The organism is Streptomyces sp. NBC_01689 (genome assembly GCF_036250675.1).
Lineage (GTDB): Bacteria > Actinomycetota > Actinomycetes > Streptomycetales > Streptomycetaceae > Streptomyces.
The window spans coordinates 6,700,047-6,724,708 of record NZ_CP109592.1; the positions used below are offsets into that span (position 1 = coordinate 6,700,047).

Below are 24,662 nucleotides of genomic sequence, written 5' to 3' on the forward strand. Positions count from 1 at the left end.
CCGGTGTATTTCCTCTCCCTCCCCCCGCGTTCTGGAGCCTGCCGATGACGGCCACCACCGTTCTGACCGCCCGCGCCCTCCTGCTCGACATGGACGGCACCCTCGTCAACTCGGACGCCGTCGTCGAGCGCTGCTGGCGCCGCTGGGCCGACCGCCATGGGCTGGACGGGGACGAGGTCATGAAGGTCGTCCACGGACGGCAGGGATTCGCCTCGATGGCCGTCCTGCTGCCGAACCGGCCCATGGAGCAGAACCACGCCGACAACGCGCGGATGCTCGCCGAGGAGACCGCCGACATGGACGGCGTGGTCGCCGTCCCCGGCGCGGCGGAGTTCCTGGCCTCGCTCGCCGGACTGCCGCACGCGCTCGTCACCTCGGCGGACGTGGCGCTCTCCACGGCGCGGATGGCAGCCGCCGGGCTCGAACTGCCCGATGTACGGGTGACCGCGGAGTCCGTCGGGGCGAGCAAGCCGGATCCCGAGGGGTTCCTGAAGGGCGCCGCCGAGCTGGGCATCGCGCCCGAGGACTGTGTCGTGTTCGAGGACTCCGGCGCGGGGATATCGGCTGGCCGGGCGGCCGGGATGCGGGTCGTCGGAGTCGGACCGCGGGCCGCCTTCCACCGCCCCGACGTCCTGGTCGAGGACCTCACCCGGGTACGGGTGGAACGGACGGACGACGCCTCACTGCGCCTCCACATCGGCTGACGCCCGGCTTCCTCCCGGCCCGCGCCACCCGTACGCCCCCTGCTGAGGGGCTCCGCCCCTGGCCCATCGCCGGGGCTGGGCGCCTGCGTCGTGCGGCGGGAGGGGGCGGGGCGGTGCGTCGAGGATGTCGCTTACGTCCGGGTAGAGCCGCGGGTCGCTTGCCCGGACTGCGTCTGATCCGGCGGCGACAGCCTCGATGCACCGCCCCGCCCCCGCCCCACCACCCGCGGAAGCGCCCCACCACCTGCGGAAGCGCCCCACCACCTGCGGAAGCGCCCCACCACCTGCGGAAGCGCCCCACCACCCGCGGACGCGCCCCGCCGCCCCACCCGCTACGGCTCCCGCGTCTCCGCTTCGAGGCTCGCTCGCGTGGCCCTCCCGTACACGCCCGGTTCGTCGCCCCTGATGCCGCGGGCCCACTGGTAGCGCCGTACGGCGTCCTCGACCTGGCGCGAGTAGACGCCGTCGGTCCTGTGGTTGTAGAGGAAGAGCTGATGCAGCCGCTGCTGCAGTTCGGAGACCTCCGGCCCCTGGTCACCGCGCCGCAGCGTCGCCGACAGCTGCCCGTTCGCGGGCGAGGTCTCCTGCCCGGGCGCCGCCACCCCGGTCTCCGCCGGGCTCTCGGGCTGCTGCGACGGCCCGGAGCTCCGGGACGGCGAGGCCGACACCGACGCCGAGGCCGACGAGGACGGCGAATCCGACGCGGAAGGCGACGGGCTGGTGCTGCCGGACGGCGCCTCCGCCACCGCCGAGCGGGACGCCCGCGGCGCGGCCGCCGACGCCGAGGCGGACGTCGGCTCCACGTCCGGCACGCTCGCCCGCACCTCGTCCGGCAGCGCCCCGTCCCGCGCGGGAGCGTCGTACGAGAAGAGCCCGCTCACGGACCCCGCCGCCGCGACCGCCGCGACCACACCCGCGGCGGCCAGCAGCACGGTCCGCCGCCGCCGACGCCGTTCGGGCCGCTCGTCCGACGCGAGGTCACCTTCCGGGCCCGCCCCCGCTCCGGCCCCGACCCCGGCACCCGCCCCCGGACCTCCGCCGGCACCCGCAACCGGCACCCCGTGCTCGACCCGGAAGAGCGCCACCGTGTCATCGGCCCGCACCCTACCCAGCTGCATCGTCCGGGCCGAGGCATCCTCGTCCCCGCCACCGGAGCCTCCGCCGATGCCTCCGCCGAGGCCCGCGCCGAGGCCCGCGCCGACGTCTCCGCCCGAGGCACCGCCCCGGGCCTCGGAGGGCTCGCCCTCCGCACTGCCGACGCCGACCCCCAGCTCCACGTACGGACGTATCCGCAACGGATCGAAGTCCTCCGCCGCTGCCGCCTCCGCCGTACGGGCGTCCCGCAGAGCGTCGGACGCGCGTAGCGCGCAGGCGCAGGACGGCGTCCCGTCCCCCGCCCGCGGCACGGCACACTCCGGGCAGACATGCCCGTTCGGTTCAGTCACGGCTTGGGTCCCCTCCCCTGAAGATCCCCCGTTGAGGCCCCGAGGCTACCCAGACGCCCCCCGCGCCCTTCCGGGAGCCCCCGGAACTTCCCCTTCCGGCTCGACAGGCCGCAACAGGACATACCGACCACCATGGAGGGTGACCGAGACGCTCGGGCCCACGGGAGGTGCGGATGACGGGCGACATACCCGGCGACGTCCAGGGAGACGCGCAGGGAGAAGCGCGGCGGGACAGGGACGGCGACGCGCCGGGCACGACCGCCGGCACACCCCCGTACCCCGTGAACGAGTCCGCCGAGCGCAGGCGCTTCGCGGCCGCCGCCGACGCCCAGGAGACCGTGCACGCCGGCGTGGTCGTCTCGATCGGCGCACTGCTGCTCGGCATGCTGCTGGCCGCCCTGGACCAGACGATCGTGTCGACCGCGCTGCCCACCATCGTCAGCGACCTCGGCGGCCTGGAGCACCTGTCGTGGGTGGTCACCGCCTATCTGCTGGCGTCCACCGCGGCCACCCCGCTGTGGGGCAAGCTCGGCGACCAGTACGGCCGCAAGAAACTCTTCCAGACCGCGATCGTGATCTTCCTGATCGGCTCCGCGCTGTGCGGCATGGCACAGAACATGGGCGAGCTGATCGGCTTCCGGGCCCTGCAGGGCCTGGGCGGCGGCGGCCTGATGGTGCTGTCCATGGCGATCGTCGGCGACATCGTCTCGCCGCGGGACCGGGGCAAGTACCAGGGTCTGTTCGGCGCCGTGTTCGGCGCGACGAGCGTGCTCGGCCCGCTGCTCGGCGGAATCTTCACCGAACAGCTCAGCTGGCGCTGGGTCTTCTACATCAACCTGCCCGTCGGCGTCGTCGCGCTGGTCGTGATCGCGGCCGTCCTGCACATCCCCGGGAAGGCCGCCAAGCACGTCATCGACTACCTCGGCACGTTGCTCATCGCCGTGGTGGCCACCTGTCTGGTCCTGGTCGCCTCGCTCGGCGGCACCACGTGGAGCTGGAGCTCGCCGCAGGTCATCGGTCTGGCGTCGCTCGCCGTGGTCCTGGCCGTGGTGTTCGTGGCCGTGGAGCGGCGCGCGGCGGAGCCCGTCCTGCCCCTGAAACTGTTCCGTATCCGGACCTTCACCCTGTCGGCGGTGATCAGCTTCATCGTGGGCTTCGCGATGTTCGGGGCGATGACCTATCTGCCGACGTTCCTCCAGGTCGTCCAGGGCGTGTCGCCGACGTGGTCGGGCGTGCACATGCTGCCCATGGTGTTCGGGCTGCTGATCTCGTCCACGGTCTCCGGCCAGATCGTCAGCCGTACGGGCCGCTGGAAGGTGTTCCCGGTCGCCGGCACCGGCATCACCACCATCGGCCTGCTCCTGCTGCACCAGCTGGACGAGCACAGCAGCACCGGCCGCATGAGCGCGTACTTCTTCGTCTTCGGCCTGGGTCTCGGTCTGGTGATGCAGGTTCTGGTGCTGATCGTGCAGAACGCGGTCTCGTACGAGGATCTGGGCGTCGCCACCTCCGGCGCGACCTTCTTCCGGTCCATCGGCGCCTCGTTCGGCGTGGCGATCTTCGGCACGGTGTTCGCCGGCCGCCTCGGCGCACAGCTCACGGACGCGCTGAGCGGACGGCAGCTGCCGCCGGGCATCTCCGCGGACAGCCTGAAGGCCGACCCGAAGGGGATCTCCGGGCTGGCGCCCGCGCTGCGCGGACCCGTCCTGCACGCGTTCGCCACGTCGATCACCGACGTCTTCCTCTACGCCGCCCCGGTCGCCCTGCTCGGCTTCGTCATGGCCTGGTTCCTGCGCGAGGACAGACTGCGGGGGTCGGTCACGGCGCCGGACCTCACCGAGACGTTCGCCACCAATCCGGTGGAGCGGTCGTCGTACGACGAGGTGTGCCGCGCGCTGTCGGTGCTGGGCACCCGGGAGGGGCGGCGCGCGATCTACGAGAAGATCACCGCGCGCGCCGGGTACGACCTGCTGCCCGCCGCGAGCTGGCTGTTGCTGCGGATCAAGAAGTACGGCTGGGCCGAGCCGGCGCAGCTGGCCGAGGGCAGCGCGGTGCCGCTGCCGGTGGTGCTCGCCGCGGCCCGCCAGCTGGAGGTGCGCCGGCTGGTGGACCGCGAGGGCCTCGACCTGGTCCTCACGGATGAGGGCCGTGAGGCCGCCGGGAACCTGACGAAGGCCCGTGAGGAGTCCCTGGCCGAGCTGCTGGGCGACTGGTGGGGTCCGGACCGCCCGACGGACCTGGTGAGGCTGGTCGAGGCGCTGAACACGGAGATGTCCGGCTCCGACGCCGAGCGCCCACAGGACGGCGCGATGCAGCGCCCTCCCGGGGCCTCCCTGACGTGACCGCCCCGCCCGGCCCCGCCCCGGACCGCCCACCCCGGACCGCCCGTCCGGGCCCGGACCCCCGCTCCGCCCGCCCCTGACCGGATCGCCCCGTGCGCACCCGCCACGGAGCCCACCGACGGGTCCCCGCCGCACAGGGACCCGCCACCCGTCGGCCCGCGCCCCGCGACCCAGCGATCCGTCACCCAGGGCCCCTTCACCCAGGCCGCGTCGGAGGGCCTGATCCACAAATTCCCCTGTACGAAATCGATATGACGGTCACTCAAGAATTCGTGGTCAGCACCTTCGTGAACCAGTGCTCGGCGTAAGGGTCGTCGTTGTGGGCCGCCGCCTCCTCGTACCCGTGCCGTGCGTAGAGCCTCCGTGCCTCCACGAGGTCGCCGCGGGTGTCGAGGACCAGTTTCCCGGCGCCGAGGCCGACAGCCGCCCGCTCGGCCGCGGCGAGCAGCAGTGCCGCGCCGCCGCGGCCGCGCAGCTCCGGCCGTACGAACACCCGCTTCAGCTCGGCCGTGACGGCGTCGAGCATCCGCACGCCCGCCGTGCCGCCGGGTCCGCCGCCGTACCGGGCGATCAGCAGGACGCCGGTGGGTGCGGTGAATTCGGCCCCGGTGTCCGCCGCGATCTCCCGTTCCAGTTCGCCGGGGTCGGTCGTACGTCCCTGGTGCAGCAGGTACCAGCGGTCGCTGACCTCGGTGTAGTAGGCCCGCCAGAGTGCCGCGGCGGCGGGGGAGTCGAAGGGTTCGGGGGCGACGGCCCAGGACGCCTGGGCGTGGCCGGCCGGGCCGTTGTCCGTAGAAGGAGTTCCGGTAGGGGTCATGCGGTCATTGTCGCGAGGTCCCGGGGCCGGTCCGTGGCCGCGTTCGGGGCCGGACCGCCCCGGGAAGGCGCGGGACCCGGCGCGACCGGCCCCGTTTGAAGGTGTACTTCCGGGCAACCCGATCCGCGAACCGGCCCGTTGGGTCGAGAAACCCCGGAAGGCATCCATGTCCACAGGCGTCATCATCGCTCTGATCGTGATCGTGGCGGCCGCCGTTGTCGCAGCCGCACTGACCCTCCTCGCCCGCAGGCCGCAGGGCGGACGCACGTTGCGGCGGCGCTTCGGGCCCGAGTACGACCGGGCCGTCGCCCGGCACGACGGCGACGCCAGGGCCGCCGAGCGCGACCTCGCCGAGCGTGTCAGGCGGCACGGCTCGCTGCGGCGGCGGCCGTTGGAGGCGGCGGCCCGTGAGCAGTTCACGGCCCGCTGGACGGCCGCCCAGGAACGCTTCGTCGATTCCCCCCGGGACGCGGTGGCCGACGCGGAGCGGCTGCTCGGCGAGGTGGCCGGTGAGCGCGGCTTCCCCGACGGCGAGCGCTACGAGGAGCGGCTGGAGGCCCTCTCGGTCCACCACGGGCACCGCGTCCACGGCTACCGACGGGTCCACGAGGCCACGTACAGCTCCACCCCGGACGACCGGATCGGCACCGAGGAACTCCGCGAGGCCATGATCGAGGCCCGCGCCCTCTTCGAGGAACTGGTGTCCGCGAAGCGTGAGGACACCGCCGCCGACCGGCCGGACCCGGCTCCCGACAACCGATCCCGGACGCCGTGGGCGCTCACCAGGCGCCAGGTGAAGGGGAGTTGAGGAAGGTGAACGACATGACACCGAACGAGGACAAGGACACGGCGACCCGCCGCGAGGTGCTGAAGGGCGAGGCGGAGGCGACCTCCGCCGCGCGGACCCCCCGGGACGGGACGACACCGCGGACCGAGACCGGGAAGACCGACGCCGGGAAGGCCGGCGCCGAGAGGACCGAGGCCGAGAGGGCCGAGGCCGGGAACACCGAGGGCACGGCGGTGCGGGGGGAGCCCCGCCGTGGCCGCGAGGCCGCGGACACCGGCCACGAGGCACCGGACCGGGCGGCCGGTCCGGGTGAGCGCGACACGGCGGCACGCACGCCCTTCCCCGCGCCCTCCCGTCCGACCGCGACCCCGTCCGGCGCCACCGCGGACGATCACCGTGAGACACCGGACCGGGCCGCCTCCACCACCGGCGAGCACGCCGTGACGCCGCGTACCCCGGTCCCGCTGGGTTCCCGCGAGGCCACCACTTCCCGTGACGCCACCCCGTCCCGTGACGCCAAGGGCTCACGCGGCACCGGGACGGAGACCGCCGCGCAGACCGGCGGCCGTGCCGGAGCCGCCTCCCGCGAGTCGGCCCGTACCGGATCGGACGACCCGGACACGGCCCGTGGGAACGGCGTCCACGCGGCGGACGGCACCGCGCTGCTGTCGCACGACGCGTGCGACACGTACGCGCTGCGGATGCGGCACGCGGTCGGCGGGTTCGTCGACGGTCCGCGGGCGTCCGTCGAGGAGGCCGACCATGTCCTCGAGGAGCTCACGGCGCAGTTCACGGACGCGGTGGCCCGGCGCCGGCGCACGCTGCGCACGTCCTGGGAGAAGGCCGGTGCGGACGAGGCGTCCGACACCGAGCAACTCCGCCTGGCCCTGCGGGACTACCGTGAGGTCACGGAGCGCCTGCTGCACCTCTGACAGGCGCCGCACGGCAGTCGTGAGGCCGCGTCCCGGACCATGGTCCGGGACGCGGCCTCACGCGTGGCGGAGGTCACCGGACCCGCCGCTCGCGCCAGTCCCGGACGATCTCGTCCACGTCGTAGGGCTTGAGCCCGAGGGGAGGCCCCGGCGGCGGCTTGAACATGACCTCGCGGATCTTCGCGTTGATGTCCTCGACGATCCGGCGCACGGCCCGCTCCGAGGGCGCCACCGACGCCGCCGCGAGCGCGTCCTCGGCCTCCTTGCGCAGGGCCAGGGTCGGAGGCAGCACCGACAGGCCCTCACGGGCCATCTTCCGCTTGATCCACCACAGTTCGTCGTACGACGTGTCGGTCACCTCGGGCAGCGGCTTGCCCGCGCCGGGCAGATCCGTGAACTCACCGCGTGCCTCCGCCTCGCGGATCTGCCGGTCGACCCAGGACTCGAAGCTGACGCCGGGTGGCTTGCGCTCGGTCATACATCCATTGTGCCGGAGGACGCCCGAGCGGACGATCGGGCGAATTATCATGCGGCGGCGGTGCGTCAACCACGCCCGGCACAAGGACGATCGACCCGGTGGGACCGACCACCGGAACGCGAAGGAGCGCACGTGCTCGAACTCACCATGGCCTCGGTCACCGGGGCGGACGCGGGTGCGACGGCCGGAATGCTGATGGCCGACGCACCGAGCGACCCCGGCGCCGTGCTGCGGGTGGGCCGGGACCGGACCGTGTGCCGGCTCGCCACCCCCGACGACTGGCTGTTCGTCTCCCGGGTCCATCTGGAGTTCCTGTGCGGCCCGGAGGGTTCCTGGCAGGTCACCTGGCTGCACGGGTCCCGCCCGGACCCCTCCTCGGAGGTCCGGCTGACCTTCGCCGGGATGTCGACCCAGCCCGTGCCGTACGGCGGGACGGCACAGCTCCCGGCGGGCAGCTCGGGAGAGATCGTGATCTTCGACCGCACCGGTCCGCAGAGCGTGAACGTGGGCTTCTACCACGAGTCGTAGGGCCGGGGAGCGGGGCGGCCGGACCCAGGACGTGCCGTCCGGACCAGGTGGGGGCGCGGGGTGTCGCGCGCCGGTGCCGCCCGATCCGGCCGGCAGGGCCTGGGCCGCGCCGGGCAGACGAGACTGTGCGGACAGCCCTCAGTCGAGGACCCGGGCCAGCGCGAACCCGTCGTACCCCTTGCTGCCCACCGTCTGGATCGCCGTACCGCTCAGTCTGGGGTGGGCGGCGATCAGTTCCAGCGCGGCGCGGGTGCCGCGCACGCTCGGGTCGGTGCTGCCCGCCTCGGTCACCTGCCCCTCGCGCACGACGTTGTCGACGACGATCAGGCTGCCGGGGCGGGTGAGTTCGAGGGCCCACTCCACGTAGGACGGGTTGTTCACCTTGTCCGCGTCGATGAAGACGAAGTCGAACGGCTCCGGGTTCTCCTCGGCCAGCTTCGGCAGCGACTCCAGCGCGGGCCCCACCCGCACCTCGGCGATCCGGTCGAGCCCGGCGCGGGCGAGATTGCGGCGGGCGACCTCGGCGTGCTTGGCGTCGTACTCGAAGGTCACCAGCCGGCCGTCGGCGGGCAGCGCGCGGCCCAGCCAGATCGTGCTGTAGCCGCCGAGGGTGCCGATCTCCAGGATGCGGCGCGCGCCCTGGATCAGGGCCAGGAGCTGGAGCAGCTTGCCCTGGTTCGGCGCGACGGCGATCTTCGGGAGTCCGGCGGCGTCGCTGTCGCGCAGGGCGGCGGCCAGGGTCTCGTCGGCGGGGGCGAGCAGGGCGGTGAAGTAGTCGTCGACGTCGTTCCACAACTGCGACTCGCTCATGCACCATGCCTTTCGTATGCCTAGTTAGAGGCGCTAACCAGTTTCGCCGACGAATCTAGTCGTGTCCCGCGCGCTTGTCAGCCGGATACCGGCCCGGTCCCCCGTGCGCGGCGCCGGCGTGGGCCGATCGGCGCAGGTGGGACCGGAGGCGCGGGACCGGAGGCGTGGGACCTGGCCGCGGGACCGGGCGGGTCAAGGCGCGGGACCGGGTCGCGGGGCCGGGCAGGGGTCAGGCGCGGGCCCCGGCGGCACGCGGGCTGCCGGGCCCGGAGCCGGAGGCGGACTTGTGGCCGGCAGCAGCGTCGGGACGGGTGCCGGGCTCGACGGCCGGGGCGGATCCGGGCAGCGGCCGGCCCGCCGACTCGGACATGAACCACACCGCCACACCGCCGATCACGGCCGCGGCCATCATGTAGTACGCGGGCATCATCATGTTCCCGGTCGCGCCGATGAGCGCGGTGACCACCAGCGGGGTCGTGCCGCCGAAGAGCGAGACGGAGACGTTGAACCCGATGGAGAGCGAGCCGTAGCGCACCTTCGTCGGGAAGAGCGCGGGCAGCGCGGCCGGCATCGCGGAGGTGAAGCACACCAGCAGCAGACCCAGCGCGCCCATGCCGAGCGCGACCGCGAGCAGGCTGCCCTGGCGGATCAGCAGCACGGCCGGGACGGACAGCGTGAGGAACCCGGCGCACCCGGCGGCGATCACCGGGCGGCGGCCGATCCGGTCGGTCAGCGCGCCCGCGAAGGGCTGCACGATCATCATCACGGCCATCACGGCGAGGACGACCAGCAGGCCGTGCGTCTCGTCGTACTTCAGCTCGCTGGTCAGATAGCTCGGCATGTACGACAGCAGCATGTAGTCGGTGACGTTGAAGACCAGCACCAGGCCGACGCAGAGCAGCAGCGCGCGCCACTGGCCGGCGAGCATCACGCGCAGCGGCACCTTCGGGCGGTCCTTCTCCTTCTTCGAGGCCTTCGCCAGCTCCGCCGCGAACGCCGGGGTCTCCTCCAGGCGCATCCGCAGATACAGCCCGATGACACCCATCGGGCCCGCGATCAGGAACGGCACGCGCCAGCCCCAGGCCAGCAGGGACTCGGTGGACAGGAACGCGGTCATGAGGGTGACCAGTCCCGCGCCGCCGATGTAGCCGGCGAGCGTGCCGAACTCCAGCCAGCTCCCGAAGAAGCCGCGCTTCTTGTCCGGCGCGTACTCGGCGATGAAGGTGGAGGCGCCCGCGTACTCGCCGCCGGTGGAGAAGCCCTGGACCAGCCGGGCCGCGAGCAGCAGGAGGGGAGCGCCGACGCCGATCGTCGCGTACGACGGGATCAGACCGATCGCGAAGGTGCCCGCCGCCATCATGATCATGGTGAGCGCCAGGACCTTCTGGCGGCCGACGCGGTCGCCCAGCGGGCCGAAGACCATGCCGCCCAGCGGGCGGACCAGGAAGGCCGCGGCGAACGCGCCGAAGGTGGACAGCAGCTGCGCCGTGGGGTTGCCGGACGGGAAGAAGACCTTGCCCAGGGTGACCGCGATGTAGCTGTAGACACCGAAGTCGAACCACTCCATCGCGTTGCCGAGGGCGGCCGCCTTGACGGCGCGCTTCACCAGGGCGGGGTCGATGACGGTGACCTCCGGCCGCACGGGGGGCCGGAGCCGGACGGGGGCGACGGGAGCGACGGGAGTGACGGAGGGCAAGGTTCCGCTCGCCTGCCTTTCGACGGGGACAAGGACGTGGTCCGTCCGCGAGGTGACCCGGGACCGACCGAAAAGCGACCATAGGGTCGTCGCCGGACGTCACGTGTCGTGGCCGTACCGGTGCGCAACGTGCACAAACACCGTGTGCGCAGGGGCGACGGGCCGATCGGGGGCCGGATCCGGATGGCCTGTCTGTGACCTTTGTCGCGGGTGAATGTGATCCATGTCGCAGACCGCGGGGGGAACCGGACCGAACTCGCACTATCGTCATCCGGACAAAAGGTGGGAGGACGTCAGGTGAAGGGGGGGTTGCCTGCGTCCTTCCAGGGGGGCGGTGCGAGCCTCTAGGGCACGGGACGGAAACCGGCACACGGGATACGCGGGACGAACGGGGCGGGAGGCCGACGGGGCGTGGCGAATGTGGAGCACGGCGGAGGAGCGGGTGGTGCCTTCGGAACGGGGGCGGCGGAATCGGCGAAGGCACGGCTGCGCACGATCCGTGTCGGACTGTGGCTGATCGTCGCGATCCTCGCGGTGCGACAGGTCGCCGTCGTGCTGAGCACCCCCAGAGGGGACCGGCTGACCGACCTGGAGACCTGGGTCGGGCCGGAGGGCGTCCTGCACGTCAAGGGCTCGCTGTACGACTCGACGCAGTTCACCGGGACCCCTTTCGGGGGACTCGTCCTCAAGCCGCTCACCCGCGCCGCCGAACAGGCGCTCGGCTGGGGATGGACCTTCGGCACCCTGTCGCTGGTCGTCGCGCTCGGTGCGGTCGCGGCTCGCGCCCTGCCGCCGCCCGTGAGCCGGCGCACCGCGCTGCTCGCCGCCCCCGTGGCCATCAGCCTGCTGATGCTGTCGCTGCCGGTACGCAACGCCCTCTACCTCGGCCAGACCAGCATCATCCCCGTCCTGCTCGTCCTGCTGGGGTGTTTCACGGTCCGCGGGGAGCGCGCGAGCGGGGTCCTGATCGGCCTCGCGGCGGCGCTGCAGCCCACCGTGCTGCTCTTCGCCCCGCTGCTCTGGTTCACCGGGCGCCGCCGCGCCGCCGTGTCCGGCGCGCTCACCTTCGCCGCCGGCACCGCCCTCGCCTGGGCCGCGATGCCGCACGACTCCCACACGTACTGGGTGCACCACCTCGGCGGTGTCGGACTCGGCGGGGACGCCGACGGCCTCGCCAACCAGTCGCTGCACGGCGCGCTGCTGCGCCTCGGCCTCAACGGCCCGCTGGAGATCGGGCTGTTCCTGCTGCTCGGCGCGGCCGTCACGGTCCTCGGCCTGCGCCGTGCCGTGCGCTACGCCGAGGACGGACAACTGCTGCTGGCCGTGGCGGTCACCGGCTGCGTCGCCGTCGCCGTCTCGCCCACCTCCTGGCAGCACCAGTTGCTGTGGGTCCTGCTGGCGCTGGTCGGCCGGGTCGGCAGGAGGGCCTCGGACCGCGCCATGTGGCCCGTCGCCGTCGTCCTCGTCATGACGCTGCCCGCGAAGATGATGCTGCCGAACATGGCGGCGCTGCACCCGCTGCGCGACAACGTGGTGCTGATCGCCGCGCTCGCCGCCGCCACGGTCGTGCCGTTCCTCTCCCGCACCTCGGAGCACTACCGCGCGCCGATTCCCACCGACTACGCCGAGGCCGTCCCCGCCCGTTGGAAGCGGGTGCCGCTGCTGCCCTTCCTCGGCCGGGTCCGCAGCCGTCCGAACCTGCTCCTCGAACTGCTCCTGATCCGCGTCGGTTACGCGGCCTACCAGCAGGTCAGGCTGGCCGCGACGGGCGGCACCAACGCGGGCGGCAGGCCCACCGCCGAGCACCACGGCGAGCAGATCCTCTCCATCGAACGGTTCCTGCACATCGACATCGAACACTGGGCCAACCATGCGGTGTTCAAGGTCGGGTGGCTGCGGGACTTCTTCGACTTCTACTACGAGTCGTTCCACTTCGTCGTCCCGCTCACCGTCCTCGCCCTGCTCTACATCCGCCGTCCCGGCGACTACCGCTGGGCGCGCTCGGCACTCGGCTTCGCCACCCTGCTCGCGCTCGTCGGCTTCTGGCTCTACCCGCTGGCCCCGCCGCGTCTGATGCCGGGGCTGGGTGTCATCGACACCGTGCACGGCGTGCAGGACTTCTCCAAGCCGGACTACGGCACGCTGACCGCGCTCACCAACCAGTACGCGGCGATGCCCTCCCTGCACTTCGGCTGGTCCCTGTGGTGCGGGCTGGTGATCGCGATCCTGGCGCCCAAGTGGTGGATGAAGGCGCTCGGTCTGCTGCACCCGCTCTTCACCGTCTCGGCGATCGTGGCGACCGGCAACCACTGGGTCCTGGACGCGGTGGGCGGCGCGGCGGTCGTCGCCGCGGGCTTCGGGGTGACCCATGTGCTGCAGGGCCCGAGGCCGCGGCCGGCGGCGCGCTCGCTGCGGACCGGCGCGGAGGGGCCGGTCCCGGCGCCCCGCGAGGCGCCGAACGGGAGCGCGGCGGCCGACGGCCCGGCGGACGGCCGTGCCGAGGGCAGCCCGGCGGGCCGTCCCTCGGGCTGATCCGGAGCGTGTCCCGAGTCGGTCCGGGAGCCTGTGCCGAGTGGAGGGTCCGGAGCGTGTCCCGGGGCGGTCCCGGAGGGTGTCCCGAGTCGGTCCGGGAACCTGCTTCGAGGCGGCGGCCCGGAGTCTCTCCGAGCCCGAGCCCGAGCCCGAGCCCGAGCCCGAGCCCGAGCCCGGGTCCGCGTCCGCGTCGGCCCGGCGTCGGGTGGCGTGTCGCGTGACGTGGTCCGTCCGGGGACCGGCGCCCTGGCTCTGGGGGAGGCAGGGGCGGAGCGTAGGGGCCGCCCCTGCCTCCCGCGGGACGGGCCGACGGACGCCGGGAGGCCGTCGGCCCGAGCGGGTGCCGGGGTCAGCCGGCGTCGACGCGCAGCTCCTTGACCCCGTTGATCCACGCGGAGCGCAGCCGGCGCGGGTCGCCCGCGAGGGTGAGGTCCGGCATGGAGTCGGCGATCGCCTGGAAGATGAGGTCGATCTCCAGGACGGCCAGCGACTTGCCGAGGCAGTAGTGCGGGCCTCCGCCGCCGAAACCGAGGTGGGGGTTGGGGTCGCGTGTGATGTCGAAGTCGTCGGGGTTCCCGAACACCTCGGGGTCGTGGTTGGCGGAGGAGTAGAAGAGGCCGACCCGGTCGCCCTTCCTGATCGTCCTGCCGCCGAGCTCGGTGTCCTGGGTCGCCGTGCGCTGGAAGGAGACCACGGGCGTCGCCCAGCGGACGATCTCCTCGGCGGTGGTGGCCGGACGGTCGCGCTTGTAGAGCTCCCACTGCTCGGGGTGGGTGAGGAAGGCGTGCATGCCGTGCGTGATGGCGTTGCGGGTCGTCTCGTTGCCCGCGACGGACAGCATCAGCACGAAGAATCCGAACTCGTCGGAACCGAGGTTGCCCTCGTCCTCGGCCGCCACCAGGGTGCTGACGATGTCCTTCGCCGGGCACTGCTTGCGGTCCGCGGCCATGTTCATGGCGTACGAGATGAGTTCGGTGGCCGACTCGGCGCCGACCTCCTCGGTGATGGCGTACTCCGGGTCGTCGTAGGCGATCATCCGGTTGGACCACTCGAAGATCTTGATCCGGTCCTCCTGCGGGACACCGATCAGCTCGGCGATGGCCTGGAGGGGCAGTTCGCAGGCGACCTCGGTGACGAAGTCGAAGGGTCCGGAGCGGGCGCGCGCGCCCTCCACGATCGTGCGGGCGCGGTCGCGCAGCCGCTGCTCCAGGGCCCGGATGGCCCGGGGGGTGAAACCGCGCTGCACGATCTGGCGGACGCGGGTGTGCTCGGGCGGGTCCATGTTGAGCAGGATCAGCCGCTGGGCGTCGATCGCGTCGCGCTCGATGTGTTCGTTGAAGCGGATGATCGCGGTGTTGAGGGTGGAGGAGAAGATCTCCGGGTGCGTGGACACGTACCTGACGTCCGCGTGCCTGGTCACCGCCCAGTAGCCCTCGTCCTGGAAGCCGGCCAGATTGGGCGGCTGGGGTATCCAGCGCACCGGTTCGGCCCGGCGCAGCTCGGCGAACTCCGGCAGGGGCACTCGGTGGTGCAGCAGGTCGGGGTCGGTGAAGTCGAACCCGTCGGGCAGCGCTGGACAGGGCATCGGCAACTCCAGGTCTCACGCGTTCCGTTGTGGCGGCGGCGTTCCGAGGGCCGTGCACCGGAGGCCGGGCCCCAGCGTTCTGACGGCCCATCAGAAAAGGGAATCGCCGTGAAGGTAGTAACGGGTTCTACAAGTCGCAAGGGGTGCGGCACCCTCAATTGCGCCTGGAGACGGTGAGGACGGCGACTTCGGGGCCTGCACGACCCTTGCGGCGCGGGGGTCCCGCTCAGCAGACTGCACGGAGAACTAGTACACGTTCTAGTTCGGCGCGGTGGGTGGGCCGGGACGCCCCGCGCTGCGCGGGTCAGCGAGGAGAGGACCTAGCCCCATGGCCGCGGAACCCGTGATCGTCGAAGCCGTACGCACGCCCATCGGCAAGCGTGGCGGCGCGCTCGCTCATCTGCACCCCGCCTATCTCCTGGGCGAGACCTACCGTGAACTCCTCGGCCGCACCGGCATCCACGCCGACTGCGTCGAGCAGATCGTCGGCGGCACGGTGACGCACGCCGGGGAGCAGTCGATGAACCCCGCGCGCACCGCCTGGCTCACCATGGGCCTGCCCTACGAGACCGCCGCGACGACCGTCGACTGCCAGTGCGGGTCCTCGCAGCAGGCCGCGCACCTGACGGCCAACATGATCGCCGCCGGGGTGATCGACGTGGGCATCTCCTGCGGGGTGGAGGCGATGTCGCGGGTGCCGCTGGGCTCGGGTTCCAAGCACGGACCGGGGAAGCCGTTCCCCGACGAGGCGAACGTGGACCTGCCCAACCAGTTCGAGGCGGCGGAGCGGATCGCCCGCCGTCGTGGGCTGACCCGCCAGGACGTCGACGCGCTCGGCCTCCTCTCGCAGGAGCGGGCGGCCGTGGCCTGGTCCGAGGAGCGCTTCAAGCGGGAGACGTTCGCCGTGCAGGTCCCCACGACCGAGGACGAACAGCGCGCCGGCCAGGGCATGTGGCGGCTCGTCGACCGCGACGAGGGGCTTCGTGACACCTCGGCGGAGGCGCTGTCCCGCCTCAAGCCCGTGATGCCGACGGCCGTCCACACGGCGGGCAACGCGTCGCAGATCTCGGACGGGGCCGCCGCGATCCTGTGGGCCTCGAAGCGGATGGCGCGGGCGCTGAAGCTGCGGCCGCGGGCCCGGATCGTGGCCCAGGCGCTGGTCGGCGCGGACCCGCACTTCCATCTCGACGGACCGGTCGACGCGACCCGGGCCGTCCTCGGCAAGGCCGGCATGTCGCTCGGGGACATCGACCTGGTCGAGATCAACGAGGCCTTCGCCTCGGTGGTGCTGAGCTGGGCGCAGGTCTTCGAGCAGGACCTGGAGAAGGTCAACGTGAACGGCGGCGCGATCGCGCTCGGGCATCCGGTGGGGGCCACCGGGGCACGTCTGATAGCCACGGCGCTGCACGAACTGGAGCGCAGGGACAAGGAGTTCGCCCTCATCACCATGTGCGCGGGCGGGGCGCTGGCGACCGGGACGATCATCCAGCGGCTGTAGCCGGGACGGCCGGACGCCGTGCCGGGTGGGGGCTGACGGCAGGGTCAGCCCCCGAGTTCCCCGCGCGTGTCCCCGGCCCGCGCCCTACTTGTTGACCGCGAAGCGCATCAGGTCCCGCTCGTCGCCCTGCTTGATCCGGCCCGTCTGGTTGATCACCTCCAGCTTCCAGACACCGCCGACCCGCATGGCCTTGGCCACGGCGCAGCCGTTGTCGTTGCTGAGCAGGCTCGGCCAGATGTCGGCGACCTGCTGCGTGCTGCCCCCGGTCGCGTCGTACACCTTGATGCTGACGTTCCGCGCCTTCTGGAACGAACTGCCCTTCTTGTACGCGGCGGCGACGAACACGATCGACGTGACGTTGGCGGGCACCCGGGCGAACTCGACGGTCACCGTCTCGTCGTCACCGTCGCCGCGGCCGGTCTGGTTGTCGCCGCTGTGCACCAACGAGCCGTTGCCCAGCGGGTCCAGCGAGTCGAGGCCCGCCAGTCGCACCGGGTCCGAGCCCTGCATCGCGATCGCGATCAGATCGAGGTCGGTGCCCGCCTGCCTGCGGAGCTTCCCCATCAGGCCGCCGCTCGCGCCGGCGGTGGGGTCCCAGGACACGCCGATGGACAGATGGGTCACCCCGTCCAGGTCCGCCGGGCCGTCTTCCTTCGTGAGCGTGATCATGCGTGGTCCTCCAGGTCATGGACTGCTGCGATGCAGTCTGCCCGGAGCCCCGCGGACGTCGGCAGCCGGGTGAGCCCAAGACTTGTCCCTGCCCGGAGGGACCCGCTCCCGCGCACGGGCGAAGGCGGCGGCCCCGGGGATCGGGGGCCGCCGCCTTCACGTGCGGTGGGGGGTCGCTCAGTACCAGTTGTGGGCCTGCCAGAAGCTCCAGGCGGCGGCGGGGCTGCCGTAGCGGGAGTTCATGTAGTCCAGACCCCACTTGATCTGGGTGGCCGGGTTGGTCTTCCAGTCGGCGCCCGCCGAGGACATCTTCGACGCGGGCAGGGCCTGGACCAGGCCGTAGGCGCCGGAGGCCGAGTTGGTGGCGCTGGGGTTCCAGCCGCTCTCGCGCTCGACGATCTTGCTGAAGGCGGTGAACTGCGCGGCGTCCGGGATCATCTCACGCGCGATCGACTGGGCGGAGGAGGCCGAGGTGGTGGCGGCCTGGGCGGGAGCCGCTGCCAGAGCCATGCCGACGGTGGCGGTGGCCACGGCGGCAGTGGTGAGGACCTTCTTCGGAGAGGCGATGCGGCGGATGAAGGAGACGGACACGGAGAACCTTTTTCTTCGGGGACACGACCGTCGCGGTAGGCCGGAACCAGGTGGTGCGTAGTGGCTGCGTACGTCGGCGCCGGGACCCGGGTGGAGGTCGTCGGCGCCTCGCGACTGCTTCAGGGAAACAGGACCGCGCCGCGTCCGCAATGACCCCCTTTTACTAGTGGTGGTCGCATCCAGGGCGAAAGTGCCTTATGTGAGCTGGCTCTCAAACCCCAGGTCAGGGGCCCTAATGGCGCGTACGCGCCAGCCAATTCGTCTACTACCGCGCCTCGGATGTGACCAACGTCCTGTGGGCTGCCTCACCCTCCGCCTCGCACAGCGCGCACGCCGATGCGCGGAGCGCGTCCGGCCGGTGTGACCGGCGCCGCAGATCACCGGGGGTCGAACGTGACCGGCGTCTCGAAAGCCGCCCGCCGGGTGGCCCGCCGCAGCGCCCTCAGGAGGGGCGCGCCCAGCGTCAGGGTCAGGACGACCGTCACCACGGCACGGCCCAGGTCCCAGCCGAGCGAGGTGGCCGCGCAGTACGCGACGAAACGGGCCAGGTTGGCGGGGAGGGCGGCATGCGGGTCGAACGCGATGTTCGAGGCCAGCGCGTTCATGAAGGGCCAGCCCTCCAGGTTCATGACGGTGCCGTAGGCGAAGGCCGCCAGGAACCCGTACACGGCGAGCAGCGACAGCTCGGCGCGCCCCCGCAGCCGGTCGGGCCCCGGCAGCAGCCCGGCGCCCATCGTGAACCAGCCCATGGCGAGCATCTGGAACGGCATCCACGGCCCCACCCCGCCGGTGAGCAGCGCGGACGAGAACATGGTCACCGACCCGAGCACGAACCCGAACCCGGGTCCGAGCACCCGTCCGCTCAGCACCATCAGGAAGAACATCGGCTCGATCCCGGCGGTCCCGGCCCCGACCGGCCGCAGGGCGGCGCCCGTCGCGGCCAGCACCCCGAGCATGGCCACCGCCTTCGGGCCGAGACCGGACTCGGAGATCGTCGCGGCCACGACCGCGACGAGCAGCACGAGCAGCCCCGCGAACAGCCAGGGGGCGTCCTGCGCGTGGGTGCCGACCCGGGAGGCGGGGTCGGCGAAGAGCGGCCAGCCGAATCCGGCGACGCCGACCGCGCTCACCAGGAGGAGCGCGGCGAGCGAGCGCGAGCCGAGACGGACGGCCCGGACCTGGGGCTGGTGCGGCGTGCCGCGCCGCCCGGCGCCCGGCCCGGTCATGCGGCCCCGCCCCTCGCGAGCGCGCCCCTGATCTGGGCGACCGTCAGCCACGGCTGCGGGGCCAGCACCTTCGTGACCTGCGGGGCGAACGACGGGGACGCGACGACCACCTCGGCCGTGGGGCCGTCGGCGACGACCTCACCGTCCGCGAGGACGACCACACGGTGCGCGAGCTCCGCCGCGAGCTCCACGTCGTGGGTGGCCAGAACGATCGCGTGCCCTCCGGCGGCCAGCTCGCGCAGGACGGTGACCAGCCGGGCCTTCGCCGCGTAGTCGAGGCCCCGGGTCGGCTCGTCGAGCAGCAGCAGCGGAGGGCGTGCCGTCAGGACGACGGCCAGCGCCAGCGCCAGCCGCTGCCCCTCCGACAGATCCCGGGGATGGGCGCCGTCGGTGACCCCGGGCAGCAGCGCGGAGACCAGCGCCCGGCAGGTACCGGGGTCGGCGCCCGCGTCGGCGTCGGCCGCCGCGCACTCGCCGCCGACCGTGTCCGCGTACAGCAGATCGCGGGGCTCCTGCGGTACGAGACCCACGTGCCGGACGAGGTCCCGGGGCGCGGTCCGGCGCGGGACCACGCCTCCCACCCGGACCGAACCGGCGGCCGGCTCGACCAGCCCGACCAGCGTGCCGAGCAGGGTGGACTTGCCCGCTCCGTTGCGTCCCATCAGCGCGGTGATCGTGCCGGGGGCGGCGGTCAGGTCGACCCGGCGCAGCGCCTCGACCTGGCCGCGGCGGACGGCGAGGCCCTCGACGACGGCGGCGGGCGCGTCGGCCGGCCCGGGCTCCGCGGGTCGCGCGCGGAGGAACCGGGGGAGGCGCGGCGGGCGGGCCGGCCGCGCCGGGGGCGAAGGGGGACCGCCGGGCGCGGGGACGGGTCCGGGTGCCGTCGCCGGGGCCGGCGCGAACTCCGCGAGCCGCTCCCGCAACGCGCCCGCCCTGCGCCGCGCGTCACGCACGGTGAGGGGGAGCGGGGACCAGCCGGCCAGCCGGCCCAGATCGACCACCGGCGGGTACACCGGGGAGACGGCCATGATCTCCGCCGGGGTGCCGAGGAGCGGCGGGGTGCCGGGGGAGGGGAGCAGGACGACACGGTCGGCGTACTGGACGACGCGTTCGAGGCGGTGCTCGGCCAGCAGCACGGTGGTGCCGAGGTCGTGGACGAGGCGCTGCAGGACGGCGAGGACCTCCTCGGCGGCGGCCGGGTCCAGGGCGGACGTGGGCTCGTCGAGCACCAGCACCCGCGGATGCGGGGTGAGGACCGAGCCGATGGCCACCCGCTGCTGCTGGCCGCCGGAGAGGGTGGCGATCGGGCGGTCCCGCAGATCCGCCAGACCCAGCAGATCGAGGGTCTCCTCGACACGGCGGCGCATCACCGCTGGTGCGAGCCCGAGGGATTCCATGCCGTAGGCGAGCTCGTCCTCGACCGTGTCCGTCACGAAGTGGGAGAGCGGGTCCTGGCCCACCGTGCCGACGACATCGGCGAGTTCACGCGGCTTGTGGGTGCGGGTGTCCCGGCCGGCGACCGTCACCCGGCCGCGCAGGGTGCCCCCCGTGAAGTGCGGGACGAGACCGGCGACCGCGCCGAGAACGGTGGACTTGCCGACCCCGGACGGCCCGGCGAGCAGCGCCAGTTCACCCTCGGAGACCTCGAAGTCCACGCCCCGGACGCTGGGTTCGGCCGCTCCGTCGTAGGTCACGGAGACGTCCTCGAAGCGGATCACGAGGACTCCTCGGAGGCTGCGGGTTCCCGGGCGGCCGAGCGCTTTCCGGGCGGGCGGGGCGGTGCGGCGGGAACAGGGGCGGCGAAGGCGGGCAGCAGGCCGAGCAGGACGACGGCCGCGGGCCACAGCGGCAGGGCCGGGGCCACCAGGGGGACGACGCCGGTGCGCAGCGGGACGGGGTCGTACGCGGCGCAGACGATCAGACCGGCCGCCACGGCGACGCCGGACCCGGCCACCAGCCAGGCCCGCGCGCCCCACACGTCAGGGCGGTAGCGGGTGCGCGGGGAGCGGCGGCCGCCGAGCCACAGCCCGGCCAGCGCCGCGGCCAGCCCGGCGAGCAGCACGGGCAGTCCGTAGGTGTCGCCCTCCGCGGTCAGCAGTCCGTAGGTGCCCGCGCAGACGCCGACCAGACCGGCCAGCGTCAGGCCGGCGGTGGTGCGGCGGACGGCGGGCGTCACCGCGGCGGTCCGGCCGTAGCCCCGCGCGTCCATCGCCGCGGCGAGCGCGACGGAACGTTCCAGCGCGCCCTCCAGCACGGGGAGGGCGACCTGCAGCAGGCCGCGCAGACCCCGGTCGGGGCGGCCGCGCAGCCGACGGGCGGCGCGCAGCCGCTGGGCGTCGGCGATCAGGTGCGGGGCGAAGGTCAGCGCGACGACGACCGCGACACCGGCCTCGTAGAGCGCCCCCGGCAGGGACTTCAGGAGCCGCGCCGGGTTCGCGAGGGCGTTCGCCGCGCCGACGCAGATGAGGAGCGTGGCCAGTTTCAGGCCGTCGTAGAGCGCGAAGACCAGGCCCTCGGCGGTGACCGGGCCGCCGACGCGGATGCCCTGCGCCCAGTCGGGGAGGGGGACTTCGGGGAGGCTCACGAGGACGTGCGAGCCGGGGACGGGGGAGCCGAGGAGGACCGCGAAGGCGAGACGGATGCCGAGCACGGCCGCGCCGAGCCGGACGAAGGCACCGTACGAGCGGGACCAGGGTGCCGAGGTGCGGCGTGCCGCCACGACATAGCCGGCCGTGCCGATCAGGAGGGCGAGCAGCAGCGGGTTGGTGGTGCGGGAGGCGGCGGTGCCGAGGCCCAGCGCCCAGATCCACCAGGCTCCGGGGTGCAGGGCGTTGCCGCGGTGTGCCTGCGGCGCGCGGGTACGGGGCGGCCGCCGACGCCCGCGCCGGCCGCCGCGTCCGCCCCGTCCGCCGTCCGGCACGACGGGCTCGGCCGCGCCGGACCGCGCCGGGAGTCGCTGTGTCCGGCGGGCGGTGGGCTCGGCGGCCGGGGAGGGAGGGACGGCTGAGTCGGTGGTGACGGCCGGAGGAGTGGTGGTGACCGGGTCGGCGGCGACGCGGGCGCCGGGTAGGTCGGCCGTGGCGGGAGCGGCCGGGGGGAGGGGAGCGACGGCTGCGCCCGGTTCACGGGCCGGGCCCGGGGCGGCCCCGGGCGGCGCGGGCCGGGGCGCGGACACGGCGGGGACGACCGGTGCGCCGAGGGTGAGCGGTGCGGACGGCACGGCCCGAGCGGTGGGGACGAGCGATTCCGCTTCCGGTTCCGCTTCGCCCGCCGGTGTTACGCACGGGACGGGTGGTGCCTTCGGTAGGACAGGGGTGGTGGGTGTCGGTGGTGCGCCGGGTGCGTCTGATGCCGGGGGTGTGCCGAGGGCGGCGGATGCGGCTGGGTCGGCTGGTGCTGAGGGTGCTGAGGGTGCTGAGGGTGCTGAGGGTGCTGAGGGTGCTGAGGGCGCTGAAGGTGCTGAGGGTACTGAGGGTGCCGCGGGGCCGGTCGGTGCCGAGGGTGCGGCGGGGTCGGACGGTGTGGAGCATGCTGCAGGGGCGGACGGTGTCGAGGATGCGGCAGGGGCGGACGGTGTCGAGGATGCGGCAGGGGCGGACGGGGCCGAGGGTGCCAAAGGTCCGGCGGGGTCGGACAGCGCGGAGGGTGCCGGGGCTGCCGAGGGTGCGGATGCCCCAGCCGGTGCCGAAGGTGTGGCCGGGGCCGAGGGCGCGGCGGGGTCGGACGCCGCCGTGCGTGCGGGCGGCGCGGCCGGGCGGTGACGGGGCGGGGTTTCCGCCCGCGTGGCCGGTGCCGTGGGCTGTCGGCGGGTGACCTGCCGGTCCTCCGCCGCTGTCCCCGGTTCCTCGTCGTCTGTCGTCATCGTCGTTCAGCCCCGGCGGCGGCGGGCCTGCCAGATCGCGGCCGCGCCCAGCAGGGCCACCGCGGCGACACCCGCCAGCAGGCCCGCGGAGGGGCCGTGGTGGGGCGCCCCGGACCGCGGGCGGGCGGATGCCGTCGACTCGTGCGGGGCCGACACCTGCTCGCCGCAGCCGGTGCGCGGGTAGCCCGCGATCGCGCACAGCAGGGCGTTGGTGTCGTAACGGAGGGGCTTGGCCACCGAGGCCAGGGCGTCCGCCGTGGTCGCGTCGGAGGGAATCCTGGCGCAGACCGTGCGCGGCGCCGGAGGCGTCTCGCCGGAGGGAGCGTCGGCCGCCGTGCCGAAGTCGAGGACCAGAGCCACCCTCTTGGTGCCGTGCCGGGCCTCGGTCCCGTGGCAGACGGCCGTGAAGTCCGCGGCCCCGCGCGGCTTCGTGGCGTCCTGAGAGTCCGCGCTCACCGCGAAACGGAAGCCCTCGACGTCTCCGTCGGACGGCCGCGCGGTCGACGGGCCCTGGGTCGCGTACGTCCAGGTGCCGCCGGTCCGGTCCCAGAAGGACCAGTAGCGGTAACCGACGGCCTCGGCCTGCCCCGCCACCGCGAGGACCAGCAGCAGCGGGGCGAGGAGCAGCGAGGCCAGCAGCAGCGGGGTGAGGAGCAGGGCCGGGGCCGTCGCGCGGCGCCGGCTCACGGCTGCTGCTTCTTCGAACGTCCGCTGATCAGGAAGCCGATGCCGATGCCGCCGACGAGACCCACCCCGATGATCCACCAGACGCCGACGCCCTTGCCGCCGTCCTTCTTGTCCTTCTTGTGGTTCTCGTTCTCCTGGTCGTTCTTCTTCGTGCCGGCGGAGGCCTCCGAGCCGGACGCCTGGACCGCCGGACCCGTCGCGCCGAGCCGCGCGACCAGGTCGGTGCCGCCGAACGCGCGCGGGTCCGTGCCGGTGGCGTGCGCGGCGAGGATCAGCTGCGCGTACGCGGCCGGGCCGGAGGTCGCCGCCCAGGGCCCGGAGTTCTTCTCCAGCCAGGCGAGGGGCTTCTTCGCCTCCGCGATCCCGCCCTGCGCGGCCAGCGCGACGACCGCGTCCGCGGTGTTGCCGTAGTCGGGCCGGTCCTTGGCGCCGGGAAGCGCCGACTTCAGGTACGGGGTGTCGTGCAGCAGCCGTGCGAGGTGGAAGGCGCCGTTGTCGGCGGCCTGCCCAGGGGTGGGGGTGTCCGCCTTCTCGCAGGTGTAGCCGTGCGGGAGGGCCTTTCCGGCCGTGGCCGCGAGTCCCTTGCCGAGGGATCCGAGCACCGCCGCGGCCGTGGCGTCCGCGTTGGCGGCCAGGGCGCCCCGCTTGTCCGGCTGGTACGCGAAGCCGCCCGCGTCGCTGCCCTCGCCGTCGCACCCGACGGAGAGCTTCACCAGCGCGTCGTACGGCGACCCGCCCTGTCCGGAGCGCACCTCCGCGGGGTTCCGGCCGGCCGCGGCCAGCGCTCCGACCACCACCGACGTGGAGTTCGCGTCGCTCGCGCCGCCCGCCGTGTAACCCCAGCCACCGTCCTTGTTCTGTACGGACGTGAGCCAGCCGACCGCCTTGCGCGTCCCGGTGTCGTGCCCGCCGAGCGCGGCGAGGGCCTGGACGGCGGCGGCGGTGCTGTTGGTGTCGACCATGGTCTTGGCGTCGCACGCGGCCGTGGCGTCGGCGCGGAACGCGGCGAACGCGCCGTTCGCGCACTGCTGCCCGGCCAGCCAGTCGACGGCCTCGGCCGCGGGCCGCTCGCCGACCGTGTGCTGCGCGAGCAGGGCGAGGGACTGCCGCCACACGCCGTCGTAGGTGGGGTCGGAGCGGCCGAAGAGGCCGGAGGGGGTCGCCGGGGGCGCGGTGGGGGACGGGGAGGAGCCGTCGGCCACCGCGGCCGGGACGAGGGCCGTACCGATCACGACGGTGGCTGCCAGTACCGCGGCGGTGCGGCGAACGCTCATGACTCTCCCTGCGGGGCCGGGGCAGCGCCGGGCACAGGCTTGGCCCCGAGCGGCTCCGGCTCCGTATGCCTCGACGGTGCCGGCCACCGGCGGGCTGCCGATGGCACGAGTCGTCCACGGCCCGGGCGCGACGATCCGGCGCGCCGCCGACGGGGGGCGGATCACGGATCGGGGGCTCCCCGCTCGGACGGGCCGAGGG

General features: G+C 73.7%; 20 protein-coding genes. 7 read left to right on the forward strand and 13 right to left on the reverse strand.

The window, feature by feature from the left end; all coding sequences use genetic code 11:
* Positions 1-44: 44 nt before the first annotated feature.
* Positions 45-704: an HAD family hydrolase gene (locus OG776_RS28590; protein ID WP_187286003.1), complete on the forward strand. Its 660-nt coding sequence runs from the start codon at positions 45-47 to the stop codon at positions 702-704.
* 332 nt (positions 705-1,036) lie between these two features.
* Here OG776_RS28590 and OG776_RS28595 read toward each other — a convergent pair whose 3' ends face one another.
* Positions 1,037-2,149: a peptidoglycan-binding domain-containing protein gene (locus OG776_RS28595; RefSeq protein ID WP_329322741.1), complete on the reverse strand. Its 1,113-nt coding sequence runs from the start codon at positions 2,147-2,149 to the stop codon at positions 1,037-1,039.
* A gap of 383 nt (positions 2,150-2,532) precedes the next feature.
* Between OG776_RS28595 and OG776_RS28600 the strand changes: the two genes are divergently transcribed.
* A complete protein-coding gene (locus tag OG776_RS28600) occupies positions 2,533-4,491 on the forward strand; it encodes an MDR family MFS transporter (protein WP_329323775.1) in 1,959 nt (652 codons plus the stop codon).
* A 262-nt stretch (positions 4,492-4,753) separates the two neighbouring features.
* Here OG776_RS28600 and OG776_RS28605 read toward each other — a convergent pair whose 3' ends face one another.
* Positions 4,754-5,308 (reverse strand): GNAT family N-acetyltransferase, encoded by a 555-nt coding sequence (locus tag OG776_RS28605; protein ID WP_329322742.1) that lies wholly within the window; start codon positions 5,306-5,308, stop codon positions 4,754-4,756.
* Positions 5,309-5,474: 166 nt separating this feature from the next.
* On the opposite strand from OG776_RS28605, the gene OG776_RS28610 reads away from it, so the two are divergent.
* Both OG776_RS28610 and OG776_RS42470 read left to right on the forward strand, forming a co-directional pair.
* Positions 5,475-6,116: a hypothetical protein gene (locus OG776_RS28610; RefSeq protein ID WP_329322743.1), complete on the forward strand. Its 642-nt coding sequence runs from the start codon at positions 5,475-5,477 to the stop codon at positions 6,114-6,116.
* Between the two features lie 14 nt (positions 6,117-6,130).
* Entirely contained in the window at positions 6,131-7,027 is an 897-nt protein-coding gene (locus OG776_RS42470; RefSeq protein WP_443077294.1) for a hypothetical protein, read from the forward strand.
* 73 nt (positions 7,028-7,100) lie between these two features.
* On the opposite strand, the gene OG776_RS28620 is transcribed toward OG776_RS42470, so the two are convergent.
* Complete coding sequence (locus OG776_RS28620) at positions 7,101-7,505, reverse strand: J-domain-containing protein (protein ID WP_148013766.1); 405 nt, start codon at positions 7,503-7,505, stop codon at positions 7,101-7,103.
* Between the two features lie 132 nt (positions 7,506-7,637).
* Between OG776_RS28620 and OG776_RS28625 the strand changes: the two genes are divergently transcribed.
* Complete coding sequence (locus tag OG776_RS28625; protein WP_148013765.1) at positions 7,638-8,033, forward strand: FHA domain-containing protein; 396 nt, start codon at positions 7,638-7,640, stop codon at positions 8,031-8,033.
* A 138-nt stretch (positions 8,034-8,171) separates the two neighbouring features.
* On the opposite strand, the gene OG776_RS28630 is transcribed toward OG776_RS28625, so the two are convergent.
* Positions 8,172-8,843, reverse strand: coding sequence for an O-methyltransferase (locus tag OG776_RS28630; RefSeq protein WP_148013764.1), 672 nt, complete (start codon positions 8,841-8,843; stop codon positions 8,172-8,174).
* A gap of 229 nt (positions 8,844-9,072) precedes the next feature.
* Positions 9,073-10,485: a glycine betaine/L-proline transporter ProP gene (proP, locus tag OG776_RS28635; RefSeq protein WP_148014125.1), complete on the reverse strand. Its 1,413-nt coding sequence runs from the start codon at positions 10,483-10,485 to the stop codon at positions 9,073-9,075.
* Between the two features lie 465 nt (positions 10,486-10,950).
* On the opposite strand from proP, the gene OG776_RS28640 reads away from it, so the two are divergent.
* Entirely contained in the window at positions 10,951-13,071 is a 2,121-nt protein-coding gene (locus OG776_RS28640) for a bifunctional glycosyltransferase 87/phosphatase PAP2 family protein (protein ID WP_148013763.1), read from the forward strand.
* A 349-nt stretch (positions 13,072-13,420) separates the two neighbouring features.
* Here the strand turns inward: OG776_RS28640 and OG776_RS28645 are convergent, their stop codons facing one another.
* Positions 13,421-14,656, reverse strand: coding sequence for a cytochrome P450 (locus tag OG776_RS28645; protein ID WP_329322744.1), 1,236 nt, complete (start codon positions 14,654-14,656; stop codon positions 13,421-13,423).
* 328 nt (positions 14,657-14,984) lie between these two features.
* Here OG776_RS28645 and OG776_RS28650 point away from each other — a divergent pair, with 328 nt between their 5' ends.
* Positions 14,985-16,154: a steroid 3-ketoacyl-CoA thiolase gene (locus OG776_RS28650; RefSeq protein ID WP_148013761.1), complete on the forward strand. Its 1,170-nt coding sequence runs from the start codon at positions 14,985-14,987 to the stop codon at positions 16,152-16,154.
* Positions 16,155-16,238: 84 nt separating this feature from the next.
* Here OG776_RS28650 and OG776_RS28655 read toward each other — a convergent pair whose 3' ends face one another.
* The 7 genes from OG776_RS28655 to OG776_RS28685 form a co-directional block, all read right to left on the reverse strand.
* Positions 16,239-16,823 carry a TerD family protein gene (locus OG776_RS28655; RefSeq protein WP_148013760.1) on the reverse strand — a complete coding sequence of 195 codons (585 nt, stop codon included), beginning with the start codon at positions 16,821-16,823 and terminating at the stop codon, positions 16,239-16,241.
* 177 nt (positions 16,824-17,000) lie between these two features.
* Positions 17,001-17,414: a transglycosylase SLT domain-containing protein gene (locus OG776_RS28660; RefSeq protein WP_148013759.1), complete on the reverse strand. Its 414-nt coding sequence runs from the start codon at positions 17,412-17,414 to the stop codon at positions 17,001-17,003.
* A 377-nt stretch (positions 17,415-17,791) separates the two neighbouring features.
* Positions 17,792-18,640, reverse strand: a complete 849-nt coding sequence (locus OG776_RS28665; protein WP_148013758.1) for an ECF transporter S component — start codon at positions 18,638-18,640, stop codon at positions 17,792-17,794.
* On the reverse strand, positions 18,637-20,358 hold the full coding sequence (locus OG776_RS28670; protein ID WP_329322745.1) for an ABC transporter ATP-binding protein: 1,722 nt from the start codon (positions 20,356-20,358) through the stop codon (positions 18,637-18,639). Before OG776_RS28670 ends, OG776_RS28665 begins: the two co-directional genes overlap by 4 nt.
* On the reverse strand, positions 20,355-21,467 hold the full coding sequence (locus OG776_RS28675; RefSeq protein ID WP_329323777.1) for an energy-coupling factor transporter transmembrane component T: 1,113 nt from the start codon (positions 21,465-21,467) through the stop codon (positions 20,355-20,357). Before OG776_RS28675 ends, OG776_RS28670 begins: the two co-directional genes overlap by 4 nt.
* A 1,041-nt stretch (positions 21,468-22,508) precedes the next feature.
* Positions 22,509-23,189: an SCO2322 family protein gene (locus OG776_RS28680; protein WP_329322746.1), complete on the reverse strand. Its 681-nt coding sequence runs from the start codon at positions 23,187-23,189 to the stop codon at positions 22,509-22,511.
* Positions 23,186-24,463: a prenyltransferase/squalene oxidase repeat-containing protein gene (locus OG776_RS28685; RefSeq protein ID WP_329322747.1), complete on the reverse strand. Its 1,278-nt coding sequence runs from the start codon at positions 24,461-24,463 to the stop codon at positions 23,186-23,188. The genes OG776_RS28680 and OG776_RS28685 overlap by 4 nt, the downstream gene beginning before the upstream one ends.
* Positions 24,464-24,662 lie beyond the last annotated feature (199 nt).

Bases quoted from the DNA above. Each gene is read 5' to 3' on its own strand.
- OG776_RS28630 (WP_148013764.1), bottom strand. From the start codon at position 8,843: ATGAGCGAGTCGCAGTTGTGGAACGACGTCGACGACTACTTCACCGCC.
- OG776_RS28600 (WP_329323775.1), top strand. From the start codon at position 2,533: ATGCTGCTGGCCGCCCTGGACCAGACGATCGTGTCGACCGCGCTGCCC.
- OG776_RS28645 (WP_329322744.1), bottom strand. From the start codon at position 14,656: ATGCCCTGTCCAGCGCTGCCCGACGGGTTCGACTTCACCGACCCCGAC.
- OG776_RS28665 (WP_148013758.1), bottom strand. From the start codon at position 18,640: ATGACCGGGCCGGGCGCCGGGCGGCGCGGCACGCCGCACCAGCCCCAG.
- OG776_RS28605 (WP_329322742.1), bottom strand. From the start codon at position 5,308: ATGACCCCTACCGGAACTCCTTCTACGGACAACGGCCCGGCCGGCCAC.
- OG776_RS28620 (WP_148013766.1), bottom strand. From the start codon at position 7,505: ATGACCGAGCGCAAGCCACCCGGCGTCAGCTTCGAGTCCTGGGTCGAC.
- OG776_RS28590 (WP_187286003.1), top strand. From the start codon at position 45: ATGACGGCCACCACCGTTCTGACCGCCCGCGCCCTCCTGCTCGACATG.
- OG776_RS28610 (WP_329322743.1), top strand. From the start codon at position 5,475: ATGTCCACAGGCGTCATCATCGCTCTGATCGTGATCGTGGCGGCCGCC.
- OG776_RS42470 (WP_443077294.1), top strand. From the start codon at position 6,131: ATGACACCGAACGAGGACAAGGACACGGCGACCCGCCGCGAGGTGCTG.
- OG776_RS28650 (WP_148013761.1), top strand. From the start codon at position 14,985: ATGGCCGCGGAACCCGTGATCGTCGAAGCCGTACGCACGCCCATCGGC.
- OG776_RS28655 (WP_148013760.1), bottom strand. From the start codon at position 16,823: ATGATCACGCTCACGAAGGAAGACGGCCCGGCGGACCTGGACGGGGTG.
- OG776_RS28685 (WP_329322747.1), bottom strand. From the start codon at position 24,463: ATGAGCGTTCGCCGCACCGCCGCGGTACTGGCAGCCACCGTCGTGATC.